General features: G+C 38.1%; 7 protein-coding genes and 1 other annotated feature (1 of these 8 cut by a window edge). Of the genes, 3 read left to right on the top strand and 4 right to left on the bottom strand.

Annotated elements, in window-relative coordinates; translation table 11 throughout:
- Positions 1-35: 35 nt before the first annotated feature.
- Genes NQZ71_RS07485 through NQZ71_RS07475 form a run of 3 tightly spaced genes read left to right on the top strand, consistent with a single transcriptional unit; the run spans position 36 to position 3,152 of the window.
- Positions 36-527 (top strand): prepilin-type N-terminal cleavage/methylation domain-containing protein, encoded by a 492-nt coding sequence (locus tag NQZ71_RS07485; protein WP_144456417.1) that lies wholly within the window; start codon positions 36-38, stop codon positions 525-527.
- On the top strand, positions 511-1,089 hold the full coding sequence (locus NQZ71_RS07480; protein ID WP_317011596.1) for a PilW family protein: 579 nt from the start codon (positions 511-513) through the stop codon (positions 1,087-1,089). The genes NQZ71_RS07485 and NQZ71_RS07480 overlap by 17 nt, the downstream gene beginning before the upstream one ends.
- A gap of 11 nt (positions 1,090-1,100) precedes the next feature.
- A complete protein-coding gene (locus NQZ71_RS07475) occupies positions 1,101-3,152 on the top strand; it encodes a hypothetical protein (RefSeq protein WP_317011595.1) in 2,052 nt (683 codons plus the stop codon).
- A 295-nt stretch (positions 3,153-3,447) separates the two neighbouring features.
- Here the strand turns inward: NQZ71_RS07475 and NQZ71_RS07470 are convergent, their stop codons facing one another.
- The 4 genes from NQZ71_RS07470 to NQZ71_RS07455 all read right to left on the bottom strand — a co-directional run bounded on the left by NQZ71_RS07470 (position 3,448) and on the right by NQZ71_RS07455 (position 12,409).
- On the bottom strand, positions 3,448-6,279 hold the full coding sequence (locus tag NQZ71_RS07470; protein WP_317011593.1) for a vWA domain-containing protein: 2,832 nt from the start codon (positions 6,277-6,279) through the stop codon (positions 3,448-3,450).
- 223 nt (positions 6,280-6,502) lie between these two features.
- Positions 6,503-8,227: a sensor domain-containing diguanylate cyclase gene (locus NQZ71_RS07465; protein ID WP_317011592.1), complete on the bottom strand. Its 1,725-nt coding sequence runs from the start codon at positions 8,225-8,227 to the stop codon at positions 6,503-6,505.
- Between the two features lie 140 nt (positions 8,228-8,367).
- On the bottom strand, positions 8,368-9,675 hold the full coding sequence (locus NQZ71_RS07460; RefSeq protein WP_317011591.1) for a bifunctional folylpolyglutamate synthase/dihydrofolate synthase: 1,308 nt from the start codon (positions 9,673-9,675) through the stop codon (positions 8,368-8,370).
- 82 nt (positions 9,676-9,757) lie between these two features.
- Positions 9,758-12,409, bottom strand: a complete 2,652-nt coding sequence (locus tag NQZ71_RS07455) for a valine--tRNA ligase (RefSeq protein WP_144456427.1) — start codon at positions 12,407-12,409, stop codon at positions 9,758-9,760.
- 71 nt (positions 12,410-12,480) lie between these two features.
- Positions 12,481-12,585: a binding site (T-box leader), on the bottom strand (it continues 123 nt past the right edge of the window).

Genomic DNA, 12,585 nt, shown 5'->3' with positions numbered 1-12,585 from the left:
TAATAAGATTAGTAATTTTGAAAGCAGGGGAATATATGAAATTTTTTAAGATATTATCTAGTTCAAAAGGATTAACTTTAATCGAGGTACTTGTTTCCCTTACTATATTGAGCATTATTTTATTAGGTATAATGAACTTTTTTAATCAAGCCTATTCGTATACAAATTCTAATCAAAAAAAGACTGCAGCTATTAATGTTGCTAGAAATGCGTTGACGTATATGGAACAGTCGTCAGGCACCAACTCCTTTATAGCCTTAAGACAAAGACTGGAAGATAATCCAGACGAAGAAGGTACATTAAGAATTTGCGATAGTTCCTACAAAGTGTTTTGGAATGGTGAGAAGCAGGAATGTGACCCAATCACCATAAATAACGTTACCTATAATGTTACTATTGTTCCAACGCTAGACAAAAACAATACAGCCTATTTTATTCCCTTAACTGTGAATGTGGATTGGACGGTGAAGCGACATGATTACACTACATCAATGGAAGGAACGATCAAAAGTGAAGATCTTAGATGAAAAAGGACTGACATTGGTTGAGGTGCTTGCTGTACTTGCCATTACGGCTATTGTGTTGCCAGTCATATATGGTGTTTTCCATACGGGAATAAATCTTTACAATAAGATACAAGTAGAAGGACAGCTTCGTGATGACGCTGATTATGCTGTGTCAATGATGATGAATTCTTTTAACAGTATTCCTTTTGATTATGCTACAACTGATGATGGCAGAATTGACCTTGTTGATGCAGAGCAAACAGCCATTACAGAAAATACAAAGGATAATTCGACCTTTTATACGTACAGCAAAGAAGAAATTGATCCTAAAAATATAAATACAAGATCGATTGAATTTGTGGAAAACACGGTAGATGGCAAGGAAATTCAATCTGTTTCAATTGATGGGAATATCATGGAAGGAAACGGCGATTACAGTGCATCTAGCCTTAAACTAAGGTGCAGTGATACCGATAGAAATGATAGAAGCAAATGTTTACATGGCATTATTGAAGTGAATTTTACTATTCATAATGCTAGAATAGAGCGGCCATTAACATTAGAAAGCCGGTTTGGCTTTTAAGGAGTAAATTTATGAAAAAACTGAATGAACAAGGGAATGCCCTCCTCACTGTGCTTTTAGTATCCATTGTGTTTACGACAATCGGTTTAGCGATTGTCGCTTCTTCGATCAGTGGAGCAAAACGAGTCGAAACGAGGGAATCAGATATCACCATTACCTTTGAGAGCAAAAAGGTGCTAGATGAAATTACATCTACTATTGCCACAAGGCTCAACACACTAAACTTGGATATGGTGAAAAATTCAGATGGCACATACCGTGTAAATTCCTCCTTTCAAGGAGAACTGCAAAACAATGTGCTCATCCCAAGCCTGAATGATATCGTTAATAATACAGCATATAATGCTTCCATTAAATGTTTAAGCATTGAAGATATAAGCAACAACGATGTCGTTTACTTACAGCCAAATACTGCAGAAACAGCATGTGCTGCATCAACTGAGGAAAAAAATACAAGCTCCTATTCCATTAATCGAAATTACGACTATACAAGAGTACTCGAAATTGTACTTGTAACAAATAACCCAAATGAAAATGAAGGAGATGTCACTCGTACTTTAAAGAAAAAAATTATTTTATCACCATTACCAAGCTTTCTGAAATATGCTGCTGGGTCAGCTTCAGAGGATAAGAATAGCGGACTTTTCCTGAATGGTTCCTCTAATATAAATGGAAATGCGTTTGCCAACTATTTAACCATTTCAAAGGATGCTAATTATCAGGATCGTGCAGGTAAATCGAGGACAGTTGCTTCTCTCCCGCCTTCCGTAAACGGAGACTTCTACAGCACTGGGGCAGCCATCCTTGAAAAGTTAAAGGAAGATAATTTTTATAAGAAAGACGTACCTGATTTAAAGCATGACAGTCAATTCATTAACATTGAGTATGATCAAACACTGAGAGACCGTATTAATACGATGCTTAGTAATAATGCTTTAACAACAACAGTTTCAACAACAACTGATGTTACTAATCTTTCAGCGGTTCTTAGCAAAGAAATCAGCAGTAAAGTAACTGCAAAGACTGCACAAACCGATATTGTCAAAACAGATACACAACAGGTTCCACAATCGGTAGTAGGAGATTCGTTAGAGAAATTAGAAAATGGATTCACGATTGACAGCAAAACCGGTCCTGTCACATTTACGGACAATGTGCAAATTAATGGAGATGTTGTTATAAATAGCAGCAACTATCCAATCACATTTGAGAAGGACTTAATCGTAAATGGTAATCTGTATATTGTCAGCAATAAGAATATCTCCCTTCAATCCGTTAAAACGGCAGGAGATCTTCATCTCATTAACTTCGGCGGCAATGTTACTGCTTGGGCCGACTTGGTCGCTGCAGGCAAGATTGTCATTGAATCAGATGCAGACACAACAACAAGCTCTGTATCGAATGGAGTTAAGCTGAATGGTGATATCTTCGCAGGTAAAACACTCAGCATACGACCGTTGAATACTGAAATGGATTTAAACAGCAATATCATCAGCCTTGGTGCCTTTACTGTCAAGGGCGATGAGAAAGGCGAAGCAGATGGAGAAAATGACATCGTCCGTTTTAATTCTGTCGTTTACTCTAACGCAGAAAGCTTTATTTCGAACGTTAATATTATTGGATTACCGTACACAAACAAATTGAACAAGTCAGAAGAAGGCCAGCTGATTTTATTATCTAAGGACAGACTGACAATAACACGGATGAATGAATTCAATAATTATTCCGACATGAACGAACCAAGCTATCCGTACTTGCCGATAGAAGAAAAAAACATCCAGCCATTAAAAGCATTCTTCTATACAGAAAAGGATGCTGAATTATATGGTGTAGGTTCACTGTTTTATATTAAGGGCGGGATTTTCGCAAAAAATTCACTGGAGATCAATGCTATTAGAGCAAATAGAGCGGTTAAAAACATTGAAAATGTTCCCCTTTCTAGTGAGGATTACATGTCTAGATTTATTGTTGATTATGACCAGGACGTATTGTTAAAGGGTATTGATGCACTGCCGATCGTTGACCGCTTGCAGATTATACCAGATGATTTTGTTATACAATAAGCCTTTGAAGATGTCTTAACAAGACATCTTTTTTTATCCATATAAAAAAGAGGCTGGGGCAAAACAAAAGATAAGCTTTCTAAACAAGAATAATAGAATTACAACTAAATTTTAAAAATGAAGGTTGTGTCTCTCATCCTTTCCTTTATTTCCCTTAGTAGTCGAGTGGCCTCTGCTCCATTCCACTAAAATTTCTAATTTTTTGTATTTAAACTAAAAACAAAAAACCGAACTATTTAATCAATAGTTCGGTTTTTACGCTGGTTCACATACTTATGTCCCAGCCTCTTTCCTATTACCATTTACCATCTGTGCTACCGCCATTATTGCCTTCATCAGTATCTTTTTCTTTAACAACTTCAATTAATGTGGTTGCACTTGGCGTTTTCTTATCTCTTTGTTCCTCTGCTGTTGCTGTCACATTTGAATAGCCGACATCTTTACCTACCAGGTAATACTCGCCGCCTTTTTCAATGACATCCACTTTATCTGTTTTATCAGCCACAACACTAATGATATCTTTATCTGTCGCATCGCTTGGATTAAATATCAAATTATCTGTTACTGGCAGCTCTTCGCCAACCTCTACCTGGTAGGCTGGTTTCGTGAACTTAATCTCATCAAGAGCGATATAAGGATCTGTGACTGAAACTGGTATTCTTACCTCAAGGTTTGAACCGTCCTTTGTTTTGACAATAAGCTCTGTTACACCTTGCTTTTCGCCATATATGCTGTACTTTCCATTAAGAATACTAGCTATTGATGTATCTCCAATACTAATATCTAAGTCTTTGTTTGTCGCATTATCTGGTTTGATGGCAACAGTGAAATCTACTGTGCTTCCCTTTGTAATATTAATCGGGTTTGGCGTTACCTCAATTGATTGAACTTTATGCTCAATCGTAATAGTTTTGGTGATTTCCTTGCTGTTAGCAAATCCGCCATCTGCCTTCACATAAATCTTATTTTCACCTATTTTGTCTATCGTGATAGCTTTATTTGGATCAAACTTAATCCAGCCTGTTGAATCCTTGCCATTATCAATCTTATAAGAATATATAACATCTTCACCGGCTACTTTTTGGATAAGCTTTGCTTCCACTGCTTCTGAAGCTTTGGCTCCACTAGCATATTTTGTGCCTGTTGATGTTCCTGTCAAATCATAATCTGGTGTGAAGTATAAATACGATTTACTGTCATCATTATAAGTGATTTCAATTGCTTGATTGTTTGTGCCTGCTTTATAAACCATATCTTTTACTGGTAAAGTTTGCAGACCGTAATCTTCCTGGAAATCTTGTGTGCTTGCTTTTTTCGTATTTGTCGCTTGGTCTCTTTTTTCAATGGTTCCTGCTGCATCACCTGTGTACACATTTGCAGTATTTTCCTTTAGCTGCACCTTCAAGTTAATCATATCTTTGGCAGCTGGAATGGTTGTTTTACTGCCATATGAAAAACGGGAATCTGTATAGTTCAAGTTTGCAAGCGGCATCGTCATATTGGTGACCGCCCAATCTACCTTCAGCTGCATGGAAGCCGTAATTTCTGACGGTGAGAAGCTGCCTTTTGCGTAATTGGACACATCACTTAGTGTCATGATCGCATAATTCTGCCCGTTTCTGGTTTCTTGCTTTACATTATCCTTAGGGACTATGCTGACACCAGCAGGCAATGGCTGTTCAATGACTAAATCCTTTAACTTTCCGGTAACCGTGCTATTTACAAGGTTCGTTGGTTTTAAGGAATAATTAACATTGAAATAATTCGTCTTATCATTTGCATTACTAGTTTTGACTAAACTGGTTAAGTCATTAACGACTTTTGATAATGTCATACTTGATTGGAAGCCTGCAGGTGCATCATCTTTTACTGTGATCGTCGCAGAAGTTGTTTTTTGCTGCAATTTTCCGTCTAAATCTGTATATTCTAGCGTTATATTATCAAAGGTATATGTCCCCTTTTCACTAAATGTCAAAGGCAGGGACACATCAATCGGTGCATTAACACTTTGATTGATCGGGAAAAGAATATCCTTTTTAATGACAACATTCCCCGAGCTGTCCAATGTAGCATTTGCATTATCTGCTAGCTTAACTGTATTGGCATATTTAGAAATATTGATTTTAACTGTAGTTGTTATCGTTGGTGTCGAAACCTTTTGGGAAATGTCTTCAAAGATTTTCGCAATGGTATCTGTTGAAGCCTGCTGTGCTGTTACACCCGTTTTTTCCGATAGGTTTCTTAAATAGCTCATATCTACTTCACTATTTGTCCCAAATCCGATGGAATACAGCTTAATATTATTAGCAGCAAGTGCATCCACCTGTTCATTTACTTGTGATTTAATTGCTGTTTGTACTGTGTTTAAGCTGTTAGAAACAACATCTCCATTAGAACGAACGGCAGTTGCTGTATTGTTTGTGTAAATAGTGTATGTGACTGTATCCTGTACTTTTTTGTCATAGCAAAAATATTTATATTGGCATACTCTGTCCGTAAATGTTTCTACGTTTTTAGAAGACGTTGGTTCTCCATCCGTCATAAAAATGATGTACTTCTTGGAAGTGCTATTCCCTGTCGTTAACATACTCATCGCCTTTTGGATGGATTGCGTATAGTTTGTTCCACCGACAGCAGTTAGGTCCTTTGCCTTGCTGTTGATTGTCTGCAGGTTAGCTTTTACATTATCTGTAGTTGGGGTAGCCACTACAGGGAAAGTAACAACCTTATCTGTTTCAACATCTGAAGAAAAAGGGATAAGAGCAAATCGATCATTTTTATTCGGATCCTGACTGAAATAAGCCGCTGCTTCCGACATAGCATTTTTTGCACTTAAAAATTTATACGGGTTTTTCCCAAGCTCATCCATGGAACCTGATTTATCGAAAATAAAAGCAACATCAATTGGAGAACGGTTCGCATTTGTCGCTTTTCCTTCTGGAGATAAACGTATATCCAAGCTGCCTTGTGCCGAGCTGTTTGCCGGTTTAACAATTACACTCTGTGACGGTGTCACTGTGAAGTTAACTGTTGGAGCTGAAGATGCCGCATTTGCATTTAATGGAATTAACAGCAATGACAGCATTGATAATATAAAAAACTTGCTGAAGCGTGACGCTCTCCTCATTTTTTTTCACTCCGTTCTTGCTTCTAATAATCTATTAAAATAGTACCTTTATTATATCAGGGACTTTTTTACTAGGGTAGTCTTTTCTACAGGAATATTTACTGGCTGTTAATCAATATATTCCTTTGTGTTATCGGTCCTTCCTCCCAAACATTTAATAGGTCGGATAGAAATCAGCAAAAAACACAAAAAAAAAGAACAACTATATAATTTAATAGAAGTTCTATTTCATATAACAAGCGACTCGGTTTCGGCCTGCTCGTTTTGCTCCAACATAAAGCGCTCTGTCTGCATGTCTGATTAATGCCATCGCTTCATCAGCTTGCTCGGGAGCACTTGCAAGCCCTAATGATGCTGTTAGGTTAACTTGCAATTCGCTTTCGTTTTCATTCATATTTTGTTTGATGGAGAAAGATCGAGTTTCAATCATTTTCCTTAAAAACTCGGCAATTTCTTGTGCTTCCTCCATTGTCGTATTTTCAAGGAGAATCACGAATTCCTCGCCCCCATATCTGGCTACAACGCCATGCTTGCCAATTAATCTCGCTACCCTGTCTGCAAATTCAATTAATATTTCATTGCCTGCCTGATGGCCATACGTGTCATTAATAGATTTAAAATGATCAATATCAAGCATGATGACAGTTAAACCTTTAATGAGGTTTTGATTCATCTCCGCAAATTTAGTTGTTAAATGCTGCTCAAAGTAACGGTAATTATAAAGCTTTGTCAGTGCACAGCGCTCACTGTTTTCCTTTGTTTTCTCGAAGTATCTTGCATTATCAAGTGCAACTGCAAATTGAGTGCATAGTAAATCTAATATCATCAGCTTCATACGGGCAAACGCCTTTTTCTGTGCGCTTCCTAACAGGAGAATGCCGATAACTGAATTGTTTTTAATGATTGGCATGCACAGAACACTTTCAATATAATCTGGCATAAACCCTTTGTTCAGTTCTTCCCAGTCCTCCCGTTTATGGAAGACAGCCGGCTTTTTAGCCGCGAGGACTCTGCCAATAATCCCTTCATTTTCCTTTAACACATCAGAGAAAATCGGAAGCCGCTTCTGTTTTTCCACTCTTGCAATTGACTCTAGTTCATTTTTGCTGTTGACCTGGTCTACATAGACGACATCAACCTTAATCAGCTCAAATATATTATCAATAAATAGATTAATCGTTTCCTTCACAAACAAAGTTTGAGACAATTGATGACCAATTTCAGCTATCTTCTTTAAGTAGCTGTTAATTGTTTGGCTAGAATGATACTGTCTCAACACAACAGATAGACATATAAATGGAATTCCAATAAGAATAAGTGCCATTAAGCCAATATCCAAATACATAATGTACAATGCAAAGCCGACAGGATAGGTGATAAGTGTCGTAAAAAACTCCCACATACTGTCTTTCGTAAAGAAGCTTGTTTTCCTCTTATATACTAGTCTGTCAATACAATAAAGGATAAACGCGTTTAATATAAAATAAATGAGTGGGTAAAAAAGTATAAGCAGAAAGGTATCAATATGAAACAGAAGATCTGTTCCATGACTCCCGCCGAGACTATAATACAAAACACCGCTCAGAAATGACACAAGTAAAAACATCGCAGAATTCATCGGCAATCGAAATAGGGACTTTTTATCAAGACGCATTTGCAGCATCAAGGTTAGCAGAGCTATTTGCACAAGCACCATCTCAACAAATAAACCGAATATTAAAAAAACGGAAATGGTTGCCCACTGCAGGAAAAAAACAGGGACGCCATTAATAATCATCGGCATGCTTGCGACAATGGCCATGAAAATTAAAAACGCTAGCAAATCATCATACTCCCCTGCTATGTCTGGTGGAAAAAGATGATATGTCAGCCATAGCCCTACAGGGATAAGCACAATCCAAATTGCCCATATTATTTTTTTAGTAGATGATTTAACCAAGTGTTTCACCTAATTTCTCCTCTGTAAAAGATACATGTAGCTCATGCTGCTAATTTATTTCCTATTACGAATTTTCAAACTTTTTACCTATTAATATTATACTATATTTTTTTTGCGTAATAATATATAAAAATTTGTAAAAAATTCCGTTACTTTTCTCCTAAATTTTGTTCCTTAAAGAATGCAAGTACATTTGATAAGAAATAAAGGGAGCCTGTTATTACAAGCATTTCGTTTTCGTTCATTGCTTCTAGCTTGTCTGTAATTGCTTTTTTCCAATCATTCGTAAACGATTTATTCGGATGATGACTTTCGATATACAGAGCCTCTCCCGTTGCTGCCCTTGGGAAATCAAAGCTTGTAAATGTTATGTCAGCTGCCGCTTTATCAAGCTGTCCTATCATATTATCCGTTTTCTTGTCAGACAATGCAGCAAATAGAATGCTCTTCTTCTTTTCTTTATATCTTGATTCTAGAACTTCAACTAATGCCTCTATTCCTTCCTGGTTATGCGCTCCGTCAACAAGCACATACGGATGCTTTGATAATACATCCAGTCTGCCCGTCCACCTTGCATGAAGCAATCCTTTTTGAATATGTTCTTCACTTAAACTCAGCTTTTCCTTTAGCAGCAATGCTGCCATGACAGCTAAGGATGCATTCTCTACCTGGTGCTGCCCAAGCATGCCAATCTGTAAATTAGTAAGTTTCGTTGCCGCTGTTTTAAATGTAAAGCTTTCTCCATCTTCATTTGATTGATAGTTCTCCAATGCAAAATGCTTTCCTAATAAATAATATGGAGCATTTTCCTCCTGAGCCCTTCTCACTATTACATCTTTAGCTTCCTCTTGCTTTACTGCTGCAATAATTGGGGTATTTTCCTTGATGATACCTGCTTTTTCAAAAGCTATTTCACCATATGTTTCTCCTAAAATGGCAGTATGGTCAAGACCAATGCTTGTGATAATAGATAGTAATGGATTTATGATATTAGTTGAATCAAAGCGACCGCCAAGACCGACTTCGTATAAGACTATATCTGGTGTTTGGACATTAGCGAAATAGTAAAAAGACATGGCAGTAATAATTTCGAATTCTGTCGGTCCTCCTAATTCCTCCTTGTCCATTTCCTCTACAATCGGGAACAGGATATTAGCGAGCTTTATAATTTCCTCATCTGCTATTGGAACACCATTCATGCTGATTCTTTCATTAAATTGCTCGATATAAGGAGATGTAAAGGTTCCTACCGTTAAACCAGCACTTTCCAATATACTTCTTAAATAGGTAACAGTTGATCCTTTCCCATTTGTACCGCCGATATGAATTGTCTTGATCTTTTTCTCCGGAAAACCAAGCTTCTCCATCATAATATGCATTCTTGTCAATCCAGGCTTGATGCCAAGGCGCAGTCTGCCATGTATCCACTGCAATGCCTCTTCATACGTCTGAAACATTTCATACACCTCTTTTTGATTTATCGTTAAATAGGGAAGACGAACCCTCGGGAAGTAAAGGGTTCGTCTAGTTTTAGGGTAATTATGCATCGCCCTTTAATTCTTTGATTCGTGCTTCAACAGTTGCTTTCTTTTGCAGATAGTCCTGTTCTTTTGCTTTTTCTTCTGTAATTACTTTTTCTGGAGCCTTTTTCACAAAGCCTTCATTGCTCAATTTCTTTTGAACTCTGTCTACTTCTTTCGTCCATTTATCAAGCTCTTTTGTTAGACGGGCAATTTCTTCTTCCATATTGATAAGTCCTTCAAGTGGAAGAATGATTTCTACACCAGTAATAACAGAAGTCATTGCCTTATCAGGGATTGCGATATCTGCTGAAATCTCTAATTCTTCTGGGTTACAGAAGCGGTCAATATATGCTTTATTTTCTGCCAATGTTGCTTTAATCGTATCATCCTGTGCCTTAAGAAGAATGTTGATTTTCTTGCTCATCGGTGTGTTTACTTCTGCACGGCTGTTTCTTACAGAACGAATGATTTCCACAAGCAGCTTCATATCATTAGCAGCCTTGTTATCAGTAAAGCTAGCATTAACCTCCGGCCATGCTGCTGTTGTGATTGATTCACCTTTATGCGGCAGGTTTTGCCAGATTTCTTCTGTGATGAATGGCATGAATGGATGCAGCAATCTCATTGTATTGTCCAATACATAAGCAAGAATAGAACGTGTTGTCAGCTTTGCAGCTTCGTCCTCTCCGTATAGAGGCAGCTTTGCCATTTCAATATACCAGTCACAGAAATCATCCCAAATGAAGTTATAAAGGATACGGCCAACTTCACCGAACTCATAACGGTCAGACAGGCGTGTTACTGTTTCAATTGTTTCATTCAAACGTGTCAGGATCCATTTATCTGCAACAGATTTCTCTCCAGACAAGTCAATTTCTTCAAAAGTCAATCCGTTCATATTCATAAGTGCGAATCGAGACGCGTTCCAAATTTTATTAGCGAAGTTCCAAGTGGACTCAACCTTTTCCATGCTGAAGCGTAAATCTTGACCTGGAGAGCTTCCAGTAGACAAGAAGTAGCGCAAGGAGTCAGCACCGTATTGTGCGATAACATCCATCGGATCAACACCGTTGCCCAATGATTTACTCATTTTTCTGCCTTGCTCGTCACGAACAAGTCCATGAATCAATACATCGTTAAATGGCCTTTGCCCAGTGAATTCCAAGCCTTGGAATATCATGCGAGAAACCCAGAAGAAAATAATATCATAGCCTGTTACAAGTGCTGCTGTTGGATAATAACGTTTAAAGTCAGCAGCTTCTGTATCTGGCCAATCCAATGTAGAGAACGGCCATAAAGCTGAACTGAACCATGTATCCAATACATCTGTATCTTGCTCCCAATTTTCAATATCGCTAGGAGCCTCGTGGTTTACATATACTTCGCCTGTTTCTTTATGATACCAAGCTGGTATGCGATGTCCCCACCAAAGCTGACGAGAAATACACCAGTCACGGATGTTTTCCATCCAGTGCAAATACGTATTTTCAAAGCGGTTTGGAACGAATTGAACCTTCTCTTCTTCGTTATTTTGCAATTCAATTGCTGCATCTGCCAATGGCTGCATTTTAACGAACCATTGTGTGGAAAGGTATGGCTCTACAACTGCACCGCTGCGCTCTGAATGTCCAACAGAATGCATATGCTCTTCAATTTTGAATAGAACTCCTGCATCTTGAAGGTCTTTGACAATTTGCTTGCGGCATTCGAAGCGGTCCATGCCTTCATACTTGCCAGCACGCTCATTCATTGTTCCGTCTTCGTTCATAACAAGAATGCGTTCAAGATTATGACGGTTACCTACCTCAAAGTCGTTCGGGTCATGTGCAGGTGTCATTTTAACTGCACCAGAACCAAAGTCCATTTCTACATAGTCATCTGCTACAATCGGTATTTCTCTTCCAACTATTGGCAGGATAACTGTTTTCCCGATTAAGTGCTGATATCTTTCATCCTTAGGATTTACAGCAACACCAGAATCTCCAAGCATTGTTTCTGGACGAGTCGTAGCAACCTCAATATAGCCAGAACCATCTGCAAGCGGATATTTCATATGATAGAAAGCACCTTGAACGTCCTTGTAAATAACCTCGATATCAGAAAGAGCTGTTTTTGTAGCAGGATCCCAGTTGATGATATATTCACCGCGGTAGATTAACCCCTTGTTATACAGTGAAACAAACACTTCGCGAACTGCCTTTGACAGCCCTTCATCAAGAGTGAATCGCTCTCTTGAATAGTCTAGCCCAAGTCCAAGCTTTGACCATTGCTCACGAATATGGCTAGCATATTCTTCCTTCCATTTCCAAGTCTCTTCAACAAATTTTTCTCTTCCTAAATCATATCTGCTGATATTGTTGGCACGGAGCTTTTCTTCTACCTTTGCCTGTGTTGCGATTCCTGCATGGTCCATTCCTGGCAGCCAAAGGACATCATAGCCTTGCATCCTTTTCATTCTTGTCAATATATCTTGCAGGGTAGTATCCCATGCATGGCCTAAGTGAAGCTTTCCTGTTACGTTCGGCGGAGGAATAACGATCGTATAAGGCTGTTTCTCCTCATCTGACTTCGCTTCAAAAAATTTACCTTGCAGCCACCAATCATAGCGTCCTTTTTCAATGGATTGGGGATCATATTTCGTTGGCATTGATAATTCATTTGTTTCCATATCCATAAACCTCCTAAAGAAATTATTTAAATTCTTGAATTTTTTCGGCAAATAAAAAACTCCCTTCGTCATAAAAGGACGAAGGGAGTTTTTCGCGGTACCACCTTTTTTCCAATATAAAATATTGGCTCTTTCAAAGATGATATCGGATACTGTCCGTCTTTCACTAATGAGCT

The organism is Niallia taxi (assembly GCF_032818155.1).
GTDB classification, from domain to species: domain Bacteria; phylum Bacillota; class Bacilli; order Bacillales; family Cytobacillaceae; genus Niallia; species Niallia taxi_A.
Note: the sequence above shows the minus strand (reverse complement) of the source record. Positions and strands in the feature narration are given on the sequence as shown.

Excerpts from the sequence above, each read along its gene's own strand:
- NQZ71_RS07485 (WP_144456417.1), top strand. The coding sequence starts at position 36 with ATGAAATTTTTTAAGATATTATCTAGTTCAAAAGGATTAACTTTAATC.
- NQZ71_RS07475 (WP_317011595.1), top strand. The coding sequence starts at position 1,101 with ATGAAAAAACTGAATGAACAAGGGAATGCCCTCCTCACTGTGCTTTTA.
- NQZ71_RS07470 (WP_317011593.1), bottom strand. The coding sequence starts at position 6,279 with ATGAGGAGAGCGTCACGCTTCAGCAAGTTTTTTATATTATCAATGCTG.
- NQZ71_RS07460 (WP_317011591.1), bottom strand. The coding sequence starts at position 9,675 with ATGTTTCAGACGTATGAAGAGGCATTGCAGTGGATACATGGCAGACTG.
- NQZ71_RS07455 (WP_144456427.1), bottom strand. The coding sequence starts at position 12,409 with ATGGAAACAAATGAATTATCAATGCCAACGAAATATGATCCCCAATCC.